We start from the raw sequence: 22,587 nt of genomic DNA on the forward strand, positions 1-22,587 counted from the left end.
CTTTTTTGACGAATATGCTAAAACGCCGCCATGACAGAACACGACAAGGCGCGGTCTTCCGAAGGAGGATCCGCGGAGACAGACGTAAAACCCGTTGATCTGGCCCGCCTGGTAGCTGCCCTGGGGCATCGGTCCATCGTTCTGGTGGGAATCATGGGCTGTGGCAAGTCGACCGTCGGCAAGCGGCTGGCGCACCGGCTGGGCCTTGAATTTGTCGACGCCGATACCGAAATCGAGCGCGCGGCCAACATGAGCGTGGCGGAAATTTTCGCTGAACACGGCGAACCTTATTTTCGCAGCGGTGAAGAACGGGTGATCGCCCGTCTTCTGCGTGAAGGACCGCAGGTGCTGGCAACGGGCGGCGGCGCTTTCATGAGCGAGGCAACGCGGGCGGAAATCGCCGAGCTTGGCCTGTCCATCTGGTTGAAAGTCGATTTCGACACGGTCATGGCACGGGTTCGGCGCAGATCCACGCGTCCGCTGCTGCAGAACCCCGATCCCGAGGGAACGATGCGCAAGCTGATGGCTGACCGCGAGCCCGTCTATGCCAAGGCGGCGCTGACGGTCACTTCCAAGGACGTTCCGCATGAGGCGGTGGTCGATCAGATCGTCGCCACCCTTGCGGATCACCTGTTCGAACGCGAGGCCACCAGCGCCGCGCAAACATCAATGACCTGAATTTAGAAGCGTGACGGCATGGTAGACACGGTAGTGGCAAAAGCATTGTTGGGCCGGGACGAGAAGATCGTCCGGGTCGATCTTGGCGCGCGCAGTTACGACATCAAGATCGGTCGGGGGCTGCTTGAAGGAGCGGGAGCGGAAATCGCCGCCGTTATGCCCGGTGCGCGTCTTGCGGTCGTTGCCGATGAAACCGTTGCGGGCCTTCATCTGAAGGCTTTTTCGCAGAGCCTCAAGGCCGCCGGTCTGGAGCACACCGCCATCACGGTGCCGGCAGGCGAAAGCACCAAATGCTTCCGCGAATTCGAGCGCCTGTGCGACGAGGTTCTGGCCGCCCGGCTGGAGCGCGGCGACGCGGTTGTCGCCCTTGGCGGCGGTGTCGTCGGTGACCTGACGGGCTTTGTCGCCTCGGCCGTGCGCCGTGGCATGGCCTTCATTCAGGTGCCGACCACGCTTCTTGCCCAGGTCGACAGTTCCGTCGGCGGCAAGACCGGCATCAATTCACGTCATGGCAAGAACCTGATCGGCGCTTTCCACCAGCCCGCCCTGGTGCTGGCCGATACCGCCATTCTGGATACGCTGCCGCTGCGCGACTTCCGCGCCGGTTATGCGGAAGTCGCCAAATACGGGCTCCTGGGTGATGCGGATTTCTTCGCCTGGCTGGAGACCAACTGGCAGGCGGTTTTTGCAGGTGGCGCGGAGCGGGACGAGGCCGTCGCAAGGTCCTGTCAGGCAAAGGCGGATGTGGTTGCTGCCGACGAGCTGGAATCCGGCCGCAGGGCGCTCCTCAATCTGGGTCACACGTTCGGCCACGCCCTGGAATCGGCGGTCGCCTACGAGACCGAGCGTCTGGTCCATGGCGAAGGCGTTTCCATCGGCATGATGCTGGCACATGAATTCTCTCAGCGCCTCGGCCTGATCGGTGAGGACACCGTCGAACGTGTCCATAAGCATCTGAGCGATGTCGGCCTGCCCGTGCGGGTGCAGGACATCCCCGGTCAGCTGCCGCCGGCTGAAACGCTCATGGATATCATCGCGCAGGACAAGAAGGTCAGCCGGGGGGCGCTGACCTTCATTCTGACGCGCGGTATCGGCGAAGCCTTTGTCGAAAAAGGCGTCGATCCCGCACTGGTCTCTGACTTCCTGAAGGAGAAACTCGAGGCATGACGGAAACGGCTCTCTGGCTGGCGATTGTCGCCATCTTCGTTCTCCTGTTCCTGTCCGGCTTCTTTTCCGGTTCGGAAACGGCGCTCACCGCCGCATCGCGTGCGCGCATGCACCAGATGGAAAAAACCGGCGACTGGCGCGCCCGGGTGGTCAGCCTGCTGATCGCCAACCGGGAACGTCTGATCGGCGCGCTGCTCCTGGGTAACAACCTGGTCAACATTCTGGCGTCTGCGCTGGCAACCAGTGTGTTCCTGTCCCTGTTCGGCGACGCTGGCGTTGCGCTTGCCACCCTGGTGATGACCGCCCTCGTTCTGGTTTTTGCCGAAGTGCTGCCGAAGACCTGGGCCATTTCGAATCCGGAGCGGTTTGCGCTGGCGGTGGCGCCGATCGTGCGCTTCGTGGTGGCCGTGTTCGGCCCGATCGTGGTCGGGGTGGAGTGGATTGTCCGCAACATCCTGAAGCTGGTTGGCGTCAATATCGGCGACGACACCTCGATCCTGTCGCCGCATGAGGAACTGCGCGGCGCCGTCGATCTGCAGCATATCGAAGGTGGCCTGGAAAAGGGTGAGCGCGACCGCCTCGGCGGTTTGCTCGACCTGGCGGAACTGGAAGTCTCGGACGTGATGGTCCACCGCACCAACATGGTGGCGCTGAATGCGGACGATGCGCCGGACAAGCTGGTGAACGCGGCTCTGGCATCGCCCTATACCCGCCTGCCGCTCTGGCGCGGGGAGAGCGACAATTTCGTCGGCGTGCTGCATGCCAAGGATCTGCTGCGTGCGTTGCAGGCGGCCGGTGGCGATGCTGCGAAGATCAACGTTCTGGATATCGCTGCCCCGGCCTGGTTCGTTCCCGACACGACCTCGCTTCAGGATCAGCTCAATGCATTCCTGCGGCACAAGTCCCATTTCGCGCTCGTGGTTGACGAGTATGGCGAGGTGATGGGCCTGGTCACGCTGGAAGACATTCTGGAAGAAATCGTCGGCGAGATCGCCGATGAGCACGACGTGGAGCTGGAAGGCCTGCGGCCGCAAGCTGATGGCTCGGTGATTGTCGACGGCTCGGTGCCGATTCGCGACCTCAACCGCGCTGCCGACTGGAGCCTGCCGGACGACGAGGCGACCACAATCGCCGGTCTGGTCATTCACGAAGCGCGGATGATTCCGGACGAGCGCCAGATCTTCACCTTCCACGGCTTCCGCTTCACGGTGCTGCGGCGGGAGAAGAACCGCATCACGCGGCTGCGCATCATGCCGCTTGGCCAGATACCCGGCGTCAAGATGCCGGCCGGAGCTGCCCAGGCCGTTGCGGGCGCGGCTGCGAAAGCGGGCGGTTGAGCAAGGCGCTTGATCGTTGAGCGAGTTAAGGGGCGCGTGTTGTCTTCAGCTGTGCTTGTGGATGCTTGCATCTGTTAACTTATAGAGTGCGTAAGAAAACAAATCTCAGGATTGCTCTGCTAAGTACGGCGTATACAAGTAGAACTGAAGAAAAAAATATGCTGGCTAGAGCGATATTGGTGACCTCGAAAAGAGTAAGAAGCTCTGTTATTGCTGCCAATACGATCAGGGTAGATAGAAACAACACGCAGCAGCGCAAGAGATATTTCGTTGAAATCGCGCTAAGGGTTGTTTTGACAATGAAATATCTTTTCACGTTTCCGAAAATCAGAAACAGGCTGAAAGTTGCGGCGAGTGATAAGCATCCGTAGTGTAAAAGTATTTCGTTAAATGAGAACGGTAGATCGTAGATCAGCATTGATGCCGAATATACTAAAAATAAACATATAACTACCGTGAGGCAGCTTATGTAATTTGCTGTTTGTCTTAGTTCATCCATCGGGGTAATTAAGCGAATCTCATTCTGGGCGTTGAACTTCGATCGCTAAAGCGTGCACGGTGGTCGCCAGTTCATGGGAGAGCGTCTCGTTGATCGCTCGATGTTGTGCAACCCGGTTCATGCCTTCGAAAGCGGCTGCGGCGATCTGTACCCGGAAGTGGGTTTCGCCGCCCTCGCGCCAGCCACCGTGGCCCCTGTGCTTTTCCGACTCGTCGATGACGTTCAGAAAAGACGGCGAGAAGGCTGCGGAGAGTTTGTCGGTGATCGTCTGCTTTGTGCTCATGTGTCTCACTTGGCGTAGCTGTTTTCGAAGTTCAAGTCTTTCGTGGTCCGGCCCTGCCTGATACAGTGCCGGGCTCTTCGACTTCCGAAATCCGGTGCGGGGAAATTAACTTTGGATACCGGGACAATGCAACGGCCTGCGGCTTGCCCGTCGGCCCTCACACTTCAATATTTCGGCGCATGAAACTGGACTCAAAACTCTTCGACAGCATCCGTGTGAAACCGGACAAGGAACGGGTGGAACAGGACCGCCATCCTTCGTGCGACCATCCGGGTTGCAAGCGGCCAGGCACGCACCGGGCGCCGAAAGGGCGTGACCGGGAGGGGCAGTATTTCAATTTCTGCGTCGACCATGTGCGCGAATACAACAAGTCCTACAACTATTTTACAGGTATGGGCGACGACGACGTGCGCACCTATCAGAAGGACAGTCTGACGGGGCACCGGCCGACCTGGAAAATGGGCGTAAACCGGCAGGCAGCCGAGGGGCCGGACGGGTTCGACGCCCGCTCCAGCATGCGCTCCAATGCGCAGCGGCGCACCGAGCAAGTTCGGCGCCCGCGCGAAAGAAAGCTACTAACGCTTGAAAAACGTTCCCTGGATGTGCTCAATCTGCCTTACACAGCCCGTGGCGCCGAAATCAAAGCGCGCTATAAGGAGCTTGTTAAATTGAACCATCCGGATGCCAATGGCGGTGACAGGTCTTCCGAAGACCGCCTGCGGGAAATCATTCAGGCGTATAACGTTCTGAAAAAAGCCGGTTTCCTTTAGAGCCTGCAGGGTCCTGCCGGCTTTTCCCAAACGACCCTTCCCGAACTTCCGGGACTGCGGAGGACTGATGACTGAGACGACGACTGCGGCCATGGCCATGCCGGACACTGAAATTTCCGTAGAAGAGGTTTTCGGTTTCAAGTCCGACCTCAAGGTACCTGCATTTTCCGCGCCGTCAGAACATGTGCCCGAGCGTGACGAAGACTACCTGTTCGACCGCGCGACCACGTTGGCGATCCTGGCGGGTTTTGCTCATAACCGGCGCGTGATGGTGACCGGGTATCACGGTACCGGTAAATCGACCCACATCGAGCAAGTGGCGTCGCGTCTCAACTGGCCGTGTATCCGCGTCAACCTGGACAGCCATATTTCCCGTATCGATCTGGTCGGCAAGGACGCGATCGTGATCAAGGACGGCAAGCAGGTTACCGAGTTTCGCGACGGGATCCTGCCTTGGGCCTATCAGCACAATGTCGCGCTGGTCTTCGACGAATACGACGCCGGCCGTCCGGACGTGATGTTCGTGATCCAGCGTATCCTGGAATCTTCCGGCCGCCTGACGCTGCTCGACCAGAGCCGGGTCATCCGTCCGCATGCCGCCTTCCGGCTGTTCGCCACCGCCAACACGGTCGGTCTCGGCGATACTTCCGGTCTTTATCACGGCACGCAGCAGATCAACCAGGCGCAGATGGACCGCTGGTCGATCGTCACCACGCTGAACTACCTGCCGCATGACAACGAGGTGGATATCGTTCTGTCGAAGGCCAAGCACTTCCAGTCGGACGAAGGCCGCAACACCGTTTCCAAGATGGTACGCCTGGCGGACATGACCCGGAACGCCTTCATCAACGGCGACCTGTCCACGGTCATGAGCCCGCGTACGGTCATTACCTGGGCGGAAAATGCCCAGATTTTCGGCGATGTCGGCTTTTCCTTCCGTCTGACCTTCCTCAACAAGTGCGACGACATGGAACAGTCACTGGTGGCAGAGTTCTATCAGCGTTGCTTCGGTGAAGATCTGCCGGAATCCTCCGTCAACGTAGTCATGAGCTGAGGTCCCGATGGCACCGCGGCCGGGTCACAATTCCCTTCCGGGCAACAAGCCCGCACCGAGCACCGAGCCATTCAAGCAATCGGTGTCCGGTACCATGCGGGCGATTTCCGGAGAACCGGAACTGGAAGTCATCTTTTCCGGTGACCGGCCCGGTCTCAGCGGCATGTCCGCGCGCTTGCCCGAGCCTTCGCGCAAGATCAACGCGCGCGAGATCGCGATCACCCGTGGCCTGTCGGACAGCATCGCCCTGCGCATTGCCTGCCACGACAAGGCTGTTCATTCCAAAAACATGCCGCAGGGCCCGGACGCGCGGGCGATCTTCGAAGCGGTCGAACAGGCCCGCTGCGAAGCCGTTGGCGCACGCCGGATGCAAGGGGTTGCCGACAACCTGTCGGTGATGCTTGACGACCGGTTCCGCAAATCCGGTGCGCCGGATATCTCCAGCCGGGAAGAAGCGCCGTTACAGGATGCCCTGTCCCTGCTGGTGCGTGAACGCCTGACCGGCGCAAAGCCGCCGGAAAGCGCGACCAAGCTCGTCGACATGTGGCGTGGCTGGATCGAGGACAAGGCCGGTGCCGACCTCGACAGGCTGGAAGCCGAAGTCGAGGACCAGAATTCTTTCGCGGCCCGTCTGCGGGACGTCCTGAAATCGCTCGACATGGGCGATGAGCTTGGCGATCACGACCAGGACATGGACCCGGAAGAAAACGAGGACCAGGGCAACAACGACGAAGCTGAATCGGGCGACGACAGCGAAGAAGATTCCGGCGAACAGGAAGCCTCTCCGCAGGAGATGGAACTTTCCGGCGAAGAGCAGGAAAGCGGCGATACGGAAGCTGCCGAAGCCGATATGGAAGACTTCGCCGATCAGGACATGTCTGAGGATACCGAGGAACCGGGCGAAAGCGACCGACCCGATACGCCGTTTTCCAACCGGCCGGAATCCGACTACCGCGTGTTCACCACCCAGTTTGACGAGACGATTACCGCTGAAGAACTTTGCGACATGGCGGAGCTTGATCGTCTGCGCGGGTTCCTGGACAAGCAGTTGACCCACCTGCAAGGGGCCGTGGCGCGCCTTGCCAACCGGTTGCAGCGCAAGCTGATGGCGCAGCAGAACCGGGCCTGGGACTTCGACCTTGAAGAAGGGCTTCTGGACACCGCACGGCTGACCCGTGCCGTAACCGATCCGATGGCCCCGCTTGCGTTCAAGCAGGAGCGGGACACTAATTTCCGCGACACGGTCGTGACGCTGCTTCTGGACAACTCGGGATCCATGCGCGGGCGTCCGATCACCGTTGCCGCCACTTGTGCCGACATTCTGGCGCGCACGCTGGAGCGCTGCGGCGTGAAGGTCGAGATCCTCGGCTTCACCACCAAGGCCTGGAAAGGCGGCCAGTCGCGGGAGAGCTGGATCGGTGCGGGCAAGCCGCCGACACCTGGCCGGCTCAACGACCTGCGCCACATCATCTACAAGTCTGCGGATGCGCCCTGGCGCCGGGCCAGGCGCAATCTCGGCCTGATGATGCGCGAAGGCCTTTTGAAGGAAAACATCGACGGCGAAGCCCTGCTGTGGGCTCATGACCGGCTGATGGCGCGGCCCGAACAGCGTCGCATCCTGATGATGATTTCCGACGGCGCGCCGGTGGACGACACCACGCTCTCGGTCAACCCGGGCAACTATCTGGAGCGCCACCTGCGCTACGTCATCGAAGAAATCGAGACCCGGTCGCCGGTCGAGCTGATCGCCATCGGTATCGGACATGACGTCACGCGCTACTACCGGCGGGCCGTCACCATTGTCGATGCCGAAGAATTGGCAGGTGCCATGACCGACCAGCTTGCCAACCTTTTCGACGACGAGGTGGACACCTCCTTCAACACGCGTGGCCGCCGTCGCCGCGCGGGTCATCGTTAGTCGGCAGGGTCTGGAAAATATGGGAGCAGAAAGGCGTCTTTCGGCAGGCAGCTTTGCGCTGGCTGCCGTCTTTCTCTCCACTTTCTGGTTTGCTGCGCCTGCCGCCGCCGGGGCGCCGGAGCTGCTTTCGGGCGGACAGCCGGTCAAGGCCCGTACCCGATCCATCGACACATTCCGCATAGGGCTTGCCGATACGACCTTCGGCAAGCTGACTTTTCTTGGCGGTCTGGAGCTGATAGCCGCGGACCGCAAGGTCGGCGGGCTTTCCGGTCTGATCAGTCTGGACGGGGGAAGCGCGTTTCTGGCGGTCACCGACAACGGACATTGGGTCAGTGGCCGAATCGGGCAGACAGCGGATGGCAAGCCGACTGAGATCGAAGACTTGCGGTTCGCGCCGCTTTTAGGGGCCGATGGCAAAACGCTCGATGCACGCTGGGGTCATGATACCGAGGCGCTGACGCTGTCGGGCTCCGGTCTTTATGTCACTGCTGAAACCCGCAACGCCATCTACCGGTATCCGTGGCCGATTTCGACCGGCAAGGAAAGGATGATCGGTGAAGTCGCGCTGCCGCAGGATATTCGCGATCTGCCGCGCAACACCGGTCTGGAAGCTCTGGCGGCCGGGCCGGAGGACGGCCCGTTGGCCGGCAAGCTCGTGGCTGTCGCGGAATCAGCGCCAAGCGACCTGCATGATCTGTCTGGCTTCATCATCGGTCCGGACGGAACGGAACGCTTCACCATCCGCCGGTATGAGCGCTTCGATGCGACGGATGCGGCGTTTCTGCCCGGTGGCGACATGGTGCTGGTGGAGCGCCGCTTCAGCCTGCGTGATCTGATCGGCCTGCGGCTGCGGCGGTTCAAAGGAGCCGACATTGCTGCCGGGGCCGTTCTGGAAGGCGAGTTGCTGCTGGAGGCCGACTTCAACTCCCAGATCGACAACATGGAAGCTCTGGGTATTCACACCAATGAAAACGGCGAAACGATCCTGACGCTTGTCTCCGACAACAACCGTTCGATCCTGCAGAGGACCTTGTTCCTGAGGTTTCGGCTGGAAGATTGAGGCGCGGGAGCACTTCTGCCCTATAAGTCGATCCCCGGACGACCAACCCCGCCTTTTTCGTACCTGGTGCCTAGGCGGCAGTTCCCTTCGGCATGGCCTGAAACAGGCCGAGCACCAAGCGGTAAGGGGCGAGCAGGGCGACGGCAACCAGCATCTTGACCAGGAAGTCTCCCACCGCCAGCGACACCCACAGCAGCGCCTGGGTGTCGTCGCTGATGCCCAGGAAGGGCACCGGGAAGGCGAGCGAGCTGTCGTCCATCCCGAACAGGCCATCGATGAAGGCAAAGCTGGCGGAAAAGGCGATGCCGAAGAACAGGAGCGTGTCGATTACCGAGCCGATGAAGGAAGAGGTGATCGGCGCTTTCCACCAGGCCAGCTTTCGCATGCGGTCGAATATCGTCACGTCCAGCAATTGCGCGACCAGGAACGCGGTTCCGGAGGCGATGGCAATGCGGGGCGTCGCCAGCCAGATCGACAGGACCACGGCAATCAGGAAGCCGGCAATCACAACCTTGCGTGCGGCGGTCGGGCCGAAGCGGCGGTTGGTGAGATCGGTCACCAGGAAGGCGACCGGGTAGGTGAACGCACCCCAGGTGAGCGTATCGGCAAGATTGACACCGCCGATGAAATGCTCGACCGGGAACTGGACCAGAAAGTTGGATGCAACGACAACGGCCGCCATCGCCAGAATGGCGACAACGTGATGGCTCGCGGAGAAGGTCCGGGTTTCGGTCATGTGTTCACCTCATAACGACAGACGCCCAACCGATATCGATTGGGCGTCCTGAAAAGGTTCTTTGCAAGTATGCGAGCTGCCTGCTGCCGGAGCGAGCCGTGCAGGCGCTTCAGGCCTTAAGCGGCAGCGGCTTCAGCCTGCTTGCGCTTGATGTCGACCTTGATCTTGCGAGCAGCATCGGACAGGTCCGCGTCGCTTGCCTTCATCAGGTATGCGTCCAGACCACCGCGGTGTTCGACGGAGCGCAGTGCGTGTGCGCAGACCTTCAGCTTGAAGGTTTCGCCGAGCGTGTCGCTGATGAGGGACACGTTGCACAGGTTCGGCAGGAACCGGCGGCGGGACTTGTTGTTAGCGTGGGAGACGTTGTTGCCCGTCATCACATCTTTGCCGGAGAGTTCGCAACGGCGTGCCATGATATCACCTTTTGTTTTCGTGGCTGGGCCGTTACTTTGAACCCAGCAAGTCCAACCGGAACCGGCGCGGACCTGAGGCCCGGCGACATCGTCTCCGGCATTTCTCGGAAAAAGTTGCCCCGCTATAATGGGAGTGAGGGCCAACGTCAAGACATCTCCGCCGCTTTGCGGAGATTCACTGCTTTTATTTGCAGGACACCCGGCTGTTAACCACTGAGTTACCATAATTTAGAATGATTGGGGTCGTTCATCGAGCGGGATTTATGGTATCTTTCCGTCGCGGAACACTCATGGCGCGGGGGCGCAATTCGCTGCCAGACGGCAGTCCGGAGGTTTTGAAGTGTTTGGTTTGATGTCTCTCGGGCGGCTGGTCGCCCTGCCAATGCTTGCTGCGGCGCTGCTGACGACACCGGCGGAAGCCAAGAAAAACAGCGTCGGCGGCCTTTACAATATTTCGATTGCCGGCTTCAAGGTCGGGCGCGGAACGCTGTCGCTCGTCATGCAGGGCAATGCCTATTCGGCCAAGGTCAGCCTGGAGCCGGCAGGGATCGGCACGCTGTTCACCACCGGCAAGGGTGGGGCGGAAGCATCCGGCTGGATGGTCGGATCGCGGGTCGTACCGTCGAAATACAGGATGGCGTCGCACGCCTCCAATCTCGATTTCTACGTCAACCTGAGCCAGGGCTCAGGGTCCATCCGCTCAATGGAAGTTGCGCCGCAGTTCAAGCCCAATCCGGAGCGGATCAAGGTGACGGACCGGCATACGCGCAATGCGATCGATCCGCTGAGCGCCGCTCTGATGCCGGTCGGTCGTGCCAAGGACAGTCTCGGGCCGAAGGCCTGTTCGCGTCGTCTGCCGGTGTTCGACGGCTGGACACGGTTCGATATCAAGCTGAGCTATTCCGGCACGAAGGAAGTCTCGGGCCACGGCTATGACGGCCAGGTCGTCGTTTGCAAGGCCCGCTGGGTACCTGTCGCCGGGCACCACCCGTCCAAGGATTCGGTCAAATACATGGCTCAGGCCAACATGGAAGTGTGGGTTGCGCCGATGGGCCGTGACAACGTGCTCGTCCCCTACCGGATTTCCATCGATACCAAGAACGGCCGCCTGATCGTGGAAGCAGACAAGCTCAAGATCGACGGTGCCGGCAGCGATCAGGCATCCGTCGACTGATCACCGGCCCTTCTTCGGCCCTTTCCGGCAAAAATCCGGGAAGGGTTTGCCGGGTGCGAGAGGCTTTCAATCCCTGTTTGCCGGCACACCGAGACTTGCGCCCACTTGCGTCTCTTGATACAGCCCTCCAACTATGCGTTCAGGCACGCTTGCGTTGCCTGGAGCATCTTGCGTTGTTCAGACGCGGCAAAGATGCTTGAACGTCTTTGAAATGATCGACATTCGGGTGGCTGGTCGCTTTCGGCTGGTAATCCTTCGATCTTGTGACAGAATTTCCGGAGCGGCCGCCGGACGTAGGGCGGTGCCGGCTTGTTTCAGGTAACCGAGTAAATGCACAGCTATTTGGAATTCGAAAAGCCCGTTGCAGACATTGAAGGCAAGATCCAGGAGCTGCGCGCTCTGGCCGGGGAAGATGGCGAAGCCGTCAATGTCGACAGTGAAATCGACCGGCTGAAAACGAAATCCTCGCAAACGCTGCAGGACCTCTACGCCAAACTGACGCCCTGGCAGAAAACGCTCGTTGCCCGCCATCCCGATCGCCCGCATGCCGTTGCCTATATCGCCGGTCTGATCGAAGATTTCACGCCGCTTGCCGGTGACAGGAAGTTTGCCGAAGATGCAGCGCTGATCGCCGGTATCGGTCGTTTTCGCGGTCAATCGGTGGCTGTCCTGGCTCAGGAAAAAGGCCACGACACCGAAACGCGTCTGAAGCACAACTTCGGCATGGTCCGTCCGGAAGGTTACCGCAAGGCGGTCAGGGTCATGGAAATGGCCGAACGTTTCGGCCTGCCGCTGATCACCTTTGTCGACACCTCCGGCGCCTATCCGGGACGCGGGGCTGAAGAGCGCGGCCAGTCCGAAGCCATCGCCCGCTCGACGGATGTCGGCCTCGGCCTTGGAACGCCGTCCGTTTCCGTCGTCATTGGCGAAGGCGGCTCCGGTGGCGCGATCGCGATCGCGACCGCCAACAAGGTTCTCATGATGGAACACGCGATCTATTCGGTGATTTCACCGGAAGGCGCCGCCTCCATCCTGTGGCGCGACAGCGCCAAGGCGCAGGACGCTGCGACAGCACTGAAGATCACCGCACAGGATCTCAAGCAGCTCGGTGTCATCGATGACATCATCAAGGAGCCTGTCGGCGGTGCGCACCGTGCACGCGAAATCGTTATCGACAACGCGGGCAAGGCGATCGAATCTGCGCTGAAAGAGCTGGCAGGCCTGTCGCCGGATGAAATACGCAAGCAGCGGCGCGAAAAATTCATCTCTATCGGCAGAACCCTGAGCTAGGTCTTCCGGTTGCCGGCTTCGGCGATATCGCCGCGCTGGCAACCGCGCTGTGCACCAAACTGCTGTATTTCGGGAAAAAACGATGCAAGGCCGCCGTAAAAGCGGCCTTTTTGCCATCCTGTGGCCAGAATTTGCCGTCATTCAGGCGAAGTTGGGACGCGCAAGATGACGCTTGGGCAAGTTTTTGTTCCTATCACCATAATTTTGGTCGCAGGCACAATCCGGTTTCAGTAACTTATCGTCAACCATCATTCCCTAGCCTTTGCGCGGGGGCGAGGACGCAGGAAGTGCGGCAAGGCAGTTCGTTCGCCTTTGTCGGTTTCCGCTTAGTTTGGGACAGTATCATGGTCTTTCGGCGCCTTATGAACACGCCAGCCGGCCTTCTTCTTGGCAACAGCGGCCTGAGTGGCCGCAAGGCAGCCCGTCTTGGTGCGGCGCTGATGATTGCCGGTGTGCTGGCGGCTTGCCAGGCAGACGAATTCACAGCAGGCCCCAACAAGGCGCAGCAGCCCGTCAGCGCGTCGATCAAGCGCAAGATGAACGATCTCAACATGAGCTCGACCTCGCCGATCATGATCCGGATCTTCAAGGAAGAAAGTGCTCTGGAAGTCTGGAAACAGACCCGCACGGGCAAATACCAGCTTCTGGACGAGTTCGAGATCTGCAAATGGTCCGGCAAGCTCGGCCCGAAGTTCAAGGAAGGCGACCGTCAGGCCCCGGAAGGCTTCTACGAGATCACGCCTGCCCTGATGAACCCGAATTCCAGTTATCACCTGGCTTTCAACCTCGGTTACCCGAATTCCTATGACCGCTCCCACGGCCGCACCGGCTCGCATCTGATGGTGCATGGCGCCTGTTCGTCCCGTGGCTGCTACGCGATGACGGACGAGCAGGTCCAGGACATCTACGCGCTTGCCCGCGACAGCTTCAAGGGTGGTCAGCGCTCCTTCCAGGTCCAGGCCTTTCCCTTCCGCATGACGCCGGAAAACATGGCTCGCCACCGCGACAGCGAGCACATGGAATTCTGGAAAATGCTGAAGACCGGCTACGACCATTTCGAGATCACGCAGACCCCGCCGCAGATTTCCGTCTGCGAGAAGAAATACGTGTTCGATGCCACCACGCTGGTGGAAGGCGTACCCTTCCGGGCCAGCGCCAAATGCCCCGACTATCAGGTGAGCCCGAGCATCGCGACGGCAGTTGCCTCCAAGCAGCGCCGCGACAACGAGAAATACCAGCAGCTTGCTGCCCGCTTCGATGCTCGTGACGAGCGCCAGAAGCGCTGGGAAGAGCGCTCCAACCGGCTTGCCGAAGCGCTCGGCGGTGGTGAGGACGACACCAACCCGGCTGTTGCCACGGCCGAGACGGCTGCACCTGACGTACAGCCCGCAGCCGAAACGGCGACGGCTGCAGTTCCTGCAGAAGCGGCTCCGGCGGCACAGCGGCGGCCGGGTTCGGCGGTCGAGACCGCCTTTGCCCCGCAGGACCAGTCTGGCGGCAGCTCTGTCGGAAGCTTCTTCAAGCGCTGGGTACCCTTCGGTCCGAAAGCCTCGGAAGAAGGCGCTGGTGTTGGCCCGATCGAAACCGAAGTGGTTCCGGATACCAAGCCGAACTGATCGGTCCCGGCTTCAGCCTCATACCCGGTCTTCAGCCCCATGGAGATTTCGCCCCCCGGATGATGTCCACATCCAGAGGACAGAAAAGTCCTCAGGATGTGGAGGGGATGCGATCCGAACTGCGTGACGGTGGATTGAGCAGATCTTGCGTGATGTAGGAAGCTCGCGGCGCAAGCCCGCCGGCACAGCCTGCCTCAACGGACGTTATTTGATCGCGGTGATGGCGGCCCATTGGGTCGGTTTGCGGTCATAGCCACTTCCCAACCAGGTTTCTGTTTCCAGGATGCTCCAGGTTGCCGCTTCTCGCCAGATCGCAGTCAGTTCGTCCTGAGGCAGAAGATTGTAGTAGCGACCAAACGCGTCTGTGCCTTCGTTGGTGCCAACCTTGAAACTGGCCCAAACGACCCCGTTGTCGTGCAGCGCCCGATGAATTCTCTCCACCACATCGCCGAGGTCACCTCTTGGAGCGTGTGTCAGTGCGGCGCAGGCATAGACGCCGTCATAAACCGCAACCGCATCAAGCTCGTTAAACAACATGGTCCGAACCGGCTGGCCTAACCGTTGCGCAGCTATCGCAGCGAGTTCGGACGAGCCATCCGTCGCATCCAGAACGAAGCCGGACTTGAGTATGGCCTCGGCGTCCACACCGCCTCCGGTTCCCAGTTCCAGAATTCTGCCCTTTGCTTTGCATCGCTCCAGGAAGGCAGGCAATCTGGGATTAGGCGTCTCCTTGTCGGCAACATATTCCTTGGCAGTGGTGTTGTAAAAATTCACTGTTTCGCTGGTCATTGATGACGCTCTCCCCTCCCCATCAGGTTCGATTTCAAATTCGCATAACTTGAAGTTGTGGCGGCTGTTTGCGGCGCAAAGTTGGCCTGGAAGGGCTGTCGTTGAAGAAGGAACCTATCGTGCCGGGATTTGAGCGGAGCATTCCTGGCGGGCGAGATTGCTCTGGTGGAGAAGGTGGGCAGATCTCGGGATCCTCGACACCTGTCAGGACGGCAGCAGGCCCTTTGCCTCAAGCGTCATTCTTGTGGCTTCGTTGAGATCATATTTGCCGAGATCTTCGGGAAGGACCCATGCGAAGTCCTCGAACTCTTCGTTGATGGAAACGTTGCGGTTCGCCGCCTTGCAATCAAATATGAGATAAATCATGTAAATCTGCTCGGAGGTGCCGTTCGGGTAGGTCTTTGTCCGGACATCGTCGCGAAACGTCCAGGGTTGGACGTCCTCAATCGTCAGGTCTGATCCCAGTTCTTCCGAGATTTCTCGCAGCAGCCCTTCTGTCATCCGCTCACCCTGTTCCAGACCGCCACCCGAAAGTGCCCATTGTCCGGGAAAGACACCCCGGTCGCTTGGCATCTTGCACAGAAGGTACGCGCCTTGGTTTTCGATCAAAGGGCAAACAATAATTCTCTGACGCATGTCTTTCTCGATCTAACTGATTTTACGAGGAAAAGTCCGGCTACGATCCGCGGCAACGGCGGCATTCGTCGCAACAGCGGGGGGCAGTCTCCCGAACCATTGAAAGGTTCAGGGGGCGGTAGACGGGTTGTTTGCGATGGAGTGTCGATCGGTGTTTTGAAATACAAAAGCTACCGCGTCGATCACGTGCTTGTCTTTTACTGCAGCGGCGGCAATCCCCTTGAAATGCCTTCCTGCAGCACGGCCGGGTCGTAGGCCTTTCGCGCGAAAACTTCGCGCACCAGAGGCTCGAAGCTTTCCAGCGTGTCCATTTCATAATCGGGATCGAAGGAGGACTGGTCCCAGCGTTCGCAGAAGTCGGCGCAGGCCTGGAAGTGCATGTGATCCTTGAACAGGTCGCGGGCGTTTTCGTCCCAGCCATAGTGACGGCCGTAATAGAGCATCTGGAAGATGCCATGATGTTCCACCACCCAGGCAACCTCGTCCCGCACGAAGGGGCGGATGACCTCGGCAGAAAATCGGTCGTGGTTCTGCGGGGCCAGCCCGTCGCCGATATCGTGCAGAAGCGCGCCGACGATCCAGTCGATGTCCGCCCCTTCCCGACGCGCCCTTGTGGCCGCCTGCAGGCCATGCTGCATTCGGGTGATCTTGTAGCCGGACAGCGTGTCTTCGTTCTGGCGCTTCAGCTCGGACAGGATCCGTTCCGGTGTCAGGGCGTGATAGGGCCGTTCCGCTTCCGCCAGCAGATCGTAGTCTTCCTTGGTACCGTCTTTCATCTGGGTGAAGGACACGGTTTTCATGGCGCACACTCCTGTTTTGCCGGAGTGTGCGCCAGGACTTCCGATAAAGTCCAGACAGGAAACACGCTGCTTCTGTGAAGGCCTTCTGCCTAGTTTGACGCTGGCGTCGGCAGGTGCGGCAGAACTGCTTCGACAGCCAGGCCGAGTGCCAGCAGATGCCGGTCGGAATAGGCAGGGCCATCAAGCTCCAGGCCGACGGGCAGGCCGTCCGATGTCAGCCCCGCGGGCAAGGACAGGCCCGGAATACCGGCGACGGAACCAGGATCGGTGTTGCGGATGAAGGTGGGGAAGGTCGGTACGTCTTCTCCGTTCAGCGACACGGTTTCATCGGATCCGGTGATGGGCTGTGCCGGCAGCGGGGTTGTCGGGAAAACCAGCGCGTCCAGCTTGTTGGCTGCAAAGACTTCAGCATATCCGGCCTGGATCAAAGGCCGCATGTCGTCCATTGCCTCCCGGTAAACTGCATCCGGGATCGCCTGGTTGCCCAGCACCAGATTGTCGAAGACGAATTTGACGTCGGGGCTGGCGACTTCATCGGCTATGTCCTGCAGCCCGAGCCCGGTGTCATGCGTCTCCAGAAAGGCGGCAAGATCCCGTTTCACTTCCCACAGGGCGATCGGGAAACCGGCTTTTCCGGCAAGTTCAAGCTCCGTGCTGATATCGACGGGAACAAGGGTCACGCCGGCGGCCTGCAGCTTGTCCAGGGCTTCCTTGAAGAGACGATCCGTTTCCGGTGAGAGGTTGTCCGTCAGCACGCCTGGAACACCCAGGCGGACGGTGCCGAGGTCTGCAGGGTCGAGTGTCGCAGTGCTACCCGTGATCACCGCATCGAGCAGGACCAGGTCGGAAACCGTTCTTGCAATCGGACCGGGCGTGTCGCGGGTCGCGGAAATCGGCACGATACCTTCTGCCGGGTAGCGGCCTGTGGTCGGGCGCAGACCGGAAACACCGTTGAGTGCCGAGGGAATGCGCACCGAGCCGCCCGTATCGGTTCCAAGGCCGGCGGGTGCCAGCCTGGCACCGATCGCAGCGCCGGTGCCGCCACTCGAGCCGCCGGCAAAGCGGTCCGGATCATAGGCGTTGGCAACCGCGCCGAAGGCGGCGTTGTTCGAGGTGATGCCGAAAGCAAGTTCGTGAAGATTGGTCTTGCCGAGCAGGATCGCGCCCGCATCGCGCAGTTTCTTCAAGACAGGTGCGTCTTCTGCGGGCACCCATCCTTTCAGGGCAGGCGTGCCACCGGTGGTCGGCAGGCCAGCGGAGGCAATGTTGTCCTTCACGACAATCGGCACGCCGTGCAGCGGTCCGAGGGGTTCACCTGCCTTCACGCTTTCATCGGCGGCTGCAGCGGCTGCAAGCGCGCCTTCGCTGTCGAACGTTATGTAGACATTGCCCGGGTCATCGCCGGTTCTGGCGATGAGGGCGTTGACGAGATCCGTGGCTGTCAGCGTCTGTCCGGCTATGGCACTCGCCGTTTCCGCCGCACTCATGGTGGTGATGTCGTCGGCGGCAAACGCCGGACCGGCAAAGACGGCTGCGATCGCAGTCAGTCCTGCTGTGAGATGCACTTTCATGTTTGTTCCCCTTCTTGTGCATGAGGGAAACAGCAAACGCCTGTGCCTTTTCCGGCGCATCCTCGAAAATGAGGAGGCGCTTCGTTTATTGGAGAGAAAGTCGCGTGTTGACGCTGGCGAGCAGTTCCGCCCGGCTGGTCACCCCCGATTTTTGAAACACCGCCTTGAGGTGGGAACGAACGGTCGTGACGGAGATTTCAAGATCCGCCGCAATCTCTCGGTCGCGCTTGCCTTCACTCACCAGGCAAAGCACGTCCTGTTCCCGGCCGGTGAGCCCGTGGTGGCCGGCCCAGGCCGTCAAGCGCAAGCGGGGGTCGGCATCGCGCTGTTTGCGTTCGTGTGCTTGCATGTTCGCAAGGGCATGTCCGAAGGACGTGCCGATCGCGTTCAGTATTTCCAGATCGCGCTGCTGGAAGGTTTCCTTGCCGGCGCCGCGCCAGATGCGCAGGTCGCCCAGATGGCCTGTCGCCGCATAGGCATGGAAGTTCATGCCCTGATGCAGGCCGTCCCTTGCCAGAAAGTCGTTGTAGAATTCGGTGCGCAGGAAATCTTCCCGGGAAATGACCTGGTCGAGGTGGGTGGCGCGCCGACACATGCGGAACCTGGGTGTAATCGGATCGCAGTGCTGGAAATGGTGCTGGTAGGCGGCGAGATTACTCTCGTCCATGTTCAGGAACACGCCGTCCGTGTCGCCGTCGGTCCTTGTCCAGACGTAGGAGGCAAAGTAGTCCGCCTCCAGAAGGTCCAGCAAGCGGGTGCCAAGCTGCAGCCTGAGTTGCCGTGCGTCCTGGATGGCGATCATGTCCTGCATGATCGCGAAGATCAGATTTGTTTCCCGGCCCGAAAGCGTTGTCAGCATGCCAGACCTCCTCTTGCGTCATGGTAGCGAGGAAGAGGAGATCCGTCATCCAAAAGGATCGGTCCGGGTGTCATGCCTATTTCGGCATCAGGGCCCAGTAGTCGAAATCGAGGACCACTTCGGGCAGGTAGTTGTCCTCATGGTCCTGTCCGGGGAAGTCATGGCAGGTCCGGTTCTTGGTGGCGACAAGCCGCAGACGCAGCGCGCCGACGTCCGAGCGGCCGTCGATGTCCGCCTTATCCAGAACTTCAGACCAGGCATAAACCGTGTCACCGGCCGCCAGCGGGCCGACGTGGCGACCGCCGTTGATGCCTGCAATATGAAACGCGTTGGCCAGCCCGTTGAACGACAGTGCACGGGCAATGGAGATCACGTGGCCGCCATAGACCAGGCGGTGGCCGAAACGGTTGTGAGCTTCCGTGTGCTGGTTGAAATGCACCTTGGCGGTGTTCTGGTAAAGACGGGTCGCCAGCTGATGCTCGGCTTCCTCCACCGTCATGCCGTCGACATGGTCGATCTTCTCGCCAATCTCGTAATCGTCGAAACGGTACTCGGATCCGGCCAGGTCATTGTCCCAATTGGCGGTGTCGAGCAATGGCACGGCGGTGCCGAGAGACTGCGGATCGAGCGCTGAGGGAAGTTCCGGCACCACCGGTTCCGGCGCGGGATTGGCGGCAACGCGCTTGTTGACCATCACCCAGCGGACATAATCCAGCACCTCGGTGCCGTTTTCGGTGTAGCCGGTCGAGCGCACATAGACGACGCCGGTCTTGCCGTTGGAGTTCTCTTTCTTGCCGATCACCTCGGAGACGGTGGAAATGGTATCTCCCGGGAAAACCGGTGCCAGGAACCGGCCGCCCGCATAGCCCAGATTGGCGACGGCATTCAGCGAGATGTCCGGCACTGTCTTGCCGAAGACGATATGAAAGGTCAGCAGGTCGTCGACCGGGGCGTGGGAATAACCCAGGGATTTTGCGAAAGCGTCTGACGACTGAACCGCAAAGCGAGAGCCGTAAAGCGCGGTGTAAAGCGCCTGGTCACCGCTGGTGACGGTGCGCGGCGTTGCGTGGCGGATGACCTGTCCCACCTTGAAGTCTTCGAAGAAATTGCCGCGATTGGTCTTGCTCACCTGTGCCTCCCGGTTCTGATTTGTCGGAGAGGATTAAGCCCGCTGCGGTGCACACAAGCAAGTCAGACGTTTTGCCGATGACCTTGTGAAAGCAAGTCGAGGCTTTGGCATCCCGTGCCAACCCGGGAGCGGTTGCCGGTTGGCAGGGGTCGCTCGGCTATTTGCCGGCCGGGTCGGGCAGCGCACCGCAAAAGCCGCCGCTCGGGGCGGTGCCGGACCCCAGAGCCAGAAGTTTCGGGGCCTTGTAGGGATTGGGCGGTGTCGCAGATGCATCGAGAGCAATCATTGCCGCAAGTCCGGCAAGGGCGATAAAGGCTGTTACCAACCGGGTCATGATCTTGCCTCCAGCTTCAGGAGCGGGCGCAGTTTCACGCCGTAGATCGATCCGGCAAAGGCGGCCGCGAACCAGACCCAGCCGTGCAGGCTGCCGGTCGAGATGCCGGAAAAGAACGCGCCGACATTGCAGCCGAAGGCAAGGCGCGAGGAATAGCCCAGCAGAAAGCCCGCCACCATTGCGGCGAGCCAGGCCTGTGCCGGCAGCGACTGGATTTTCTGTGACAGGCCGCCGGTGCGCCAGCTGGCGACCAGAAAGGCACCCAGGATGATGCCGATATTGGTGAGGGATGTGTAATCCGTCAGCAGGCTATGGGTCAGGCGCTCGACGGAGGCAGGTGCACTCCAGAAAGCGGATCCGGAAAGATCCGCCCCTGCTGCAGATGCCGCCTTTGCAGCCCAAAGGCCAAGGCCATAGACAACGCCCCAGGGTTGACCGGCCACGATCAGGTTCAGGATGGCAAGGGCGGCCAGCAGCACAGCTGCAACTATCAGCCGGCGAGGCAGGCGCCGGTTTTCGGGAGCTGCCAGTTTCCAGAGCACTGCGGCGATTGCCGAAAGTCCGAGGAGGGTAATCGCCGCGCCTTGCCAGCCGGACAGGGTCAGAACGGGCAATGCCCCAAGATCTGTCCACCAGATCAGGTGATAGGCCCCGGCAAAGCTGCCGATGGCAAAGAAAGGCAGGGCGACAAGGGAAACCGCGTTGCCGGACCCGGCATTGACCAGGGTGCCGGACCCGCATCCGAGCACGACCTGCATGGCAGCGCCGAAGACGAAGGCTCCCGCGATCATGGCAAAGCCGATTGGGCCCTGTGCGCCGCTCAGCTCGCCCTGGCTTGCGGCAAGCAGGGGAAAGGCCACCAGTGAGACAAGGGCGATCGACAGAAGCTGCGCCCAAAGGCCGCCCGGGTCCCGGCGCAGGATCATCGCACGCCAGGGGCCGGCAAAACCGAAGCGCAGGCCTTCCAGCACGATGCCGAAGCCAAGGCCGACGGCAAGCAACAGGCCATACCGTCCACCAACCAGAAGGGCGGTGGCCAGAACGGCTGCAAGGGCGGCCAAAACAAGACCGCCGCGGCGCCAGATTGGCGTCGCAGCGGCGGTGTGAATGTCTGCGGCTGTGGTCACGTCAGTTCAGTATCTGGTTTATCAGGTTCTGTACGAGACCCGGTGTGTTGGCCATCTCGTTTCCGGACTGGGAATATTCGACCATGGAGCCCGCGTAAAGCTTTGCGTTTTCCACTCCGGCGACTTCGGACACCGCAAACCAGTGAGCCGCGGCCCAGTGGCCGGTGTTGCAGAAGGAAACCGTATCCTTGCCGTCTTCGACACCAAGCGATGCTTTCAGCGCGGCAGGATCGATGGCGGTGGACATTGCCGGCGAGCCTTCCTTGAAGAACGCTGTGTAGGTGTGGTTGATGGCGGTCGGCAGGGTTCCCGGACGCGAGGCAGCTTCATGCGCCTTCTTGCCGTTGAAGAAATCCGCCGGGCGAGCATCTACCAGAAGCGCGTTCGACTCGCCTGCAGCGACGGCGGAAACGTCTGCCGTGGTGGCCAGCCAGGTATCGTCAAAGGTCAGTTCCAGCTCGCTCGGAAAGGCGGATTCGGCCGTGGCGTTGACCGGAAGGCCAGCGGCTTTCCAGGACTCCAGGCCACCGTTCAGGATCGACAGGTCGGTGAAGCCGGTGGATTTCAAGGTCCAGTAGACACGCGCGGCAGAGCCGAAGTCCGTATCGGTCTTGCCTTCGGACAGGATCACGATTGGCGTATCCTGTTCCAGGCCGAGTTCTTCCAGTTCAGCTTCCAGTTTTTCAACATCCACAAGGCCGCCCGGGTTTTCCGCCGGTCCGCGGAACATGCGATAGGGCGCAAACAGCGCGCCGTCTGCATGGCCTTTCTCATATCCCTCGTTGCGGATGTCCAGAAGCACCGGCTCTACGGTGTCCAGCGACGCGGACAGCTCGGCAGCTTCCACCAGCGGACCGAAGCTTGCGGCGGTGGCGGATGTGGCGAGGCTTGCGGTCATCGCCAGTGCGAGAGCGAAATGTTTCATTGGTTCAGCCTTCCTTGTGCGCGGTTGCCCTGAGGCCACGCGCTTCAATTCTCAGGCGGAATTTTAAGGAGTTCCCGGTCGGGAAGCGTGGGATGGCGTTTCAATTTCCGTCACCGGACTGACAATTTAAACCAAGGCGGACATGCGCCGTGGCAATTGGTTGCGGCAAAGGCTTGCGGGCTGTCTCAAGTCTTCTGGTCAGCCGGCGAAACAAGTGGGCCCTGAAAACCGGAAAAGGGAAACCAAAACCTCATTCTGAGGAAGCGCGAAGCGCTGTCTCGAAGAATGGGTGGCAGTCTTCGGAGCAAGTACCCATCCTTCGAGATGCCGCTGACGCGGCTCCTCAGGATGAGGTGCAATGGATACTGGCCCTCAGTAAAAAGCCCGGGACATTGCCCGGGCTTTTCTTGTTGGTTCAATCG

22 protein-coding genes are annotated in these 22,587 nt (G+C 60.5%); 10 read left to right on the forward strand and 12 right to left on the reverse strand.

Going from position 1 to position 22,587, the window contains the following annotated elements; all coding sequences use genetic code 11:
• Nucleotides 1–30 precede the first annotated feature (30 nt).
• Genes J7447_RS22430 through J7447_RS22440 form a run of 3 tightly spaced genes read left to right on the forward strand, consistent with a single transcriptional unit; the run spans nucleotide 31 to nucleotide 3,182 of the window.
• On the forward strand, nucleotides 31–678 hold the full coding sequence (locus J7447_RS22430) for a shikimate kinase (RefSeq protein ID WP_023002799.1): 648 nt from the start codon (nucleotides 31–33) through the stop codon (nucleotides 676–678).
• An 18-nt stretch (nucleotides 679–696) separates the two neighbouring features.
• The gene (gene aroB / locus J7447_RS22435) at nucleotides 697–1,845 is read left to right on the forward strand and encodes a 3-dehydroquinate synthase (protein WP_023002800.1); all 1,149 of its coding nucleotides are present in this window, start codon (nucleotides 697–699) and stop codon (nucleotides 1,843–1,845) included.
• The gene (locus J7447_RS22440; protein ID WP_055659829.1) at nucleotides 1,842–3,182 is read left to right on the forward strand and encodes an HlyC/CorC family transporter; all 1,341 of its coding nucleotides are present in this window, start codon (nucleotides 1,842–1,844) and stop codon (nucleotides 3,180–3,182) included. The genes aroB and J7447_RS22440 overlap by 4 nt, the downstream gene beginning before the upstream one ends.
• Nucleotides 3,183–3,700: 518 nt before the next feature.
• Here J7447_RS22440 and J7447_RS22445 read toward each other — a convergent pair.
• Nucleotides 3,701–3,964: a BolA family protein gene (locus J7447_RS22445; protein WP_023002803.1), complete on the reverse strand. Its 264-nt coding sequence runs from the start codon at nucleotides 3,962–3,964 to the stop codon at nucleotides 3,701–3,703.
• A gap of 179 nt (nucleotides 3,965–4,143) precedes the next feature.
• On the opposite strand from J7447_RS22445, the gene J7447_RS22450 reads away from it, so the two are divergent.
• The 4 genes from J7447_RS22450 (at nucleotide 4,144) to J7447_RS22465 (ending at nucleotide 8,766) form a co-directional block, all read left to right on the forward strand.
• Entirely contained in the window at nucleotides 4,144–4,734 is a 591-nt protein-coding gene (locus J7447_RS22450) for a DnaJ domain-containing protein (protein WP_023002804.1), read from the forward strand.
• 67 nt (nucleotides 4,735–4,801) lie between these two features.
• A complete protein-coding gene (cobS, locus tag J7447_RS22455) occupies nucleotides 4,802–5,788 on the forward strand; it encodes a cobaltochelatase subunit CobS (RefSeq protein ID WP_023002805.1) in 987 nt (328 codons plus the stop codon).
• 7 nt (nucleotides 5,789–5,795) lie between these two features.
• Nucleotides 5,796–7,706 (forward strand): cobaltochelatase subunit CobT, encoded by a 1,911-nt coding sequence (cobT, locus tag J7447_RS22460; RefSeq protein ID WP_023002806.1) that lies wholly within the window; start codon nucleotides 5,796–5,798, stop codon nucleotides 7,704–7,706.
• A gap of 19 nt (nucleotides 7,707–7,725) precedes the next feature.
• Nucleotides 7,726–8,766: an esterase-like activity of phytase family protein gene (locus J7447_RS22465; protein ID WP_209171012.1), complete on the forward strand. Its 1,041-nt coding sequence runs from the start codon at nucleotides 7,726–7,728 to the stop codon at nucleotides 8,764–8,766.
• 70 nt (nucleotides 8,767–8,836) lie between these two features.
• Here the strand turns inward: J7447_RS22465 and J7447_RS22470 are convergent, their stop codons facing one another.
• Together J7447_RS22470 and rpmB are read right to left on the reverse strand one after the other, a co-directional pair.
• Entirely contained in the window at nucleotides 8,837–9,502 is a 666-nt protein-coding gene (locus tag J7447_RS22470) for a VUT family protein (RefSeq protein WP_168687425.1), read from the reverse strand.
• 116 nt (nucleotides 9,503–9,618) lie between these two features.
• Entirely contained in the window at nucleotides 9,619–9,915 is a 297-nt protein-coding gene (rpmB, locus tag J7447_RS22475) for a 50S ribosomal protein L28 (RefSeq protein WP_023002809.1), read from the reverse strand.
• Between the two features lie 340 nt (nucleotides 9,916–10,255).
• Between rpmB and J7447_RS22480 the strand changes: the two genes are divergently transcribed.
• From J7447_RS22480 to J7447_RS22490, 3 genes are all read left to right on the forward strand, one after another.
• Nucleotides 10,256–11,089, forward strand: a complete 834-nt coding sequence (locus tag J7447_RS22480; RefSeq protein WP_209171013.1) for a DUF3108 domain-containing protein — start codon at nucleotides 10,256–10,258, stop codon at nucleotides 11,087–11,089.
• A gap of 330 nt (nucleotides 11,090–11,419) precedes the next feature.
• A complete protein-coding gene (locus J7447_RS22485) occupies nucleotides 11,420–12,379 on the forward strand; it encodes an acetyl-CoA carboxylase carboxyltransferase subunit alpha (RefSeq protein WP_152505314.1) in 960 nt (319 codons plus the stop codon).
• 344 nt (nucleotides 12,380–12,723) lie between these two features.
• Nucleotides 12,724–13,995 (forward strand): murein L,D-transpeptidase family protein, encoded by a 1,272-nt coding sequence (locus tag J7447_RS22490; RefSeq protein ID WP_209171014.1) that lies wholly within the window; start codon nucleotides 12,724–12,726, stop codon nucleotides 13,993–13,995.
• A gap of 204 nt (nucleotides 13,996–14,199) precedes the next feature.
• On the opposite strand, the gene J7447_RS22495 is transcribed toward J7447_RS22490, so the two are convergent.
• The 9 genes from J7447_RS22495 to J7447_RS22535 all read right to left on the reverse strand — a co-directional run bounded on the left by J7447_RS22495 (nucleotide 14,200) and on the right by J7447_RS22535 (nucleotide 22,165).
• Nucleotides 14,200–14,784, reverse strand: coding sequence for a class I SAM-dependent methyltransferase (locus J7447_RS22495; RefSeq protein ID WP_209171015.1), 585 nt, complete (start codon nucleotides 14,782–14,784; stop codon nucleotides 14,200–14,202).
• 204 nt (nucleotides 14,785–14,988) lie between these two features.
• On the reverse strand, nucleotides 14,989–15,420 hold the full coding sequence (gene nudI, locus J7447_RS22500) for a nucleoside triphosphatase NudI (RefSeq protein ID WP_209171016.1): 432 nt from the start codon (nucleotides 15,418–15,420) through the stop codon (nucleotides 14,989–14,991).
• Nucleotides 15,421–15,617: 197 nt separating this feature from the next.
• Complete coding sequence (locus J7447_RS22505; RefSeq protein ID WP_209171017.1) at nucleotides 15,618–16,220, reverse strand: HD domain-containing protein; 603 nt, start codon at nucleotides 16,218–16,220, stop codon at nucleotides 15,618–15,620.
• Between the two features lie 89 nt (nucleotides 16,221–16,309).
• On the reverse strand, nucleotides 16,310–17,791 hold the full coding sequence (gene iaaH / locus J7447_RS22510) for an indoleacetamide hydrolase (RefSeq protein WP_209171018.1): 1,482 nt from the start codon (nucleotides 17,789–17,791) through the stop codon (nucleotides 16,310–16,312).
• Between the two features lie 85 nt (nucleotides 17,792–17,876).
• On the reverse strand, nucleotides 17,877–18,650 hold the full coding sequence (locus J7447_RS22515) for a LuxR family transcriptional regulator (protein WP_209171019.1): 774 nt from the start codon (nucleotides 18,648–18,650) through the stop codon (nucleotides 17,877–17,879).
• A gap of 76 nt (nucleotides 18,651–18,726) precedes the next feature.
• Nucleotides 18,727–19,779 (reverse strand): MaoC family dehydratase, encoded by a 1,053-nt coding sequence (locus tag J7447_RS22520; protein WP_062486615.1) that lies wholly within the window; start codon nucleotides 19,777–19,779, stop codon nucleotides 18,727–18,729.
• A 157-nt stretch (nucleotides 19,780–19,936) separates the two neighbouring features.
• The gene (locus tag J7447_RS22525; RefSeq protein WP_167579544.1) at nucleotides 19,937–20,113 is read right to left on the reverse strand and encodes a hypothetical protein; all 177 of its coding nucleotides are present in this window, start codon (nucleotides 20,111–20,113) and stop codon (nucleotides 19,937–19,939) included.
• A complete protein-coding gene (locus J7447_RS22530; protein ID WP_209171020.1) occupies nucleotides 20,110–21,240 on the reverse strand; it encodes a YeeE/YedE family protein in 1,131 nt (376 codons plus the stop codon). Before J7447_RS22530 ends, J7447_RS22525 begins: the two co-directional genes overlap by 4 nt.
• A 1-nt stretch (nucleotide 21,241) precedes the next feature.
• Nucleotides 21,242–22,165, reverse strand: coding sequence for a rhodanese-like domain-containing protein (locus J7447_RS22535; RefSeq protein WP_055659805.1), 924 nt, complete (start codon nucleotides 22,163–22,165; stop codon nucleotides 21,242–21,244).
• Between the last annotated feature and the right edge of the window lie 422 nt (nucleotides 22,166–22,587).

Source organism: Labrenzia sp. R5_0 (genome assembly GCF_017743835.1).
GTDB lineage: Bacteria > Pseudomonadota > Alphaproteobacteria > Rhizobiales > Stappiaceae > Roseibium > Roseibium algicola.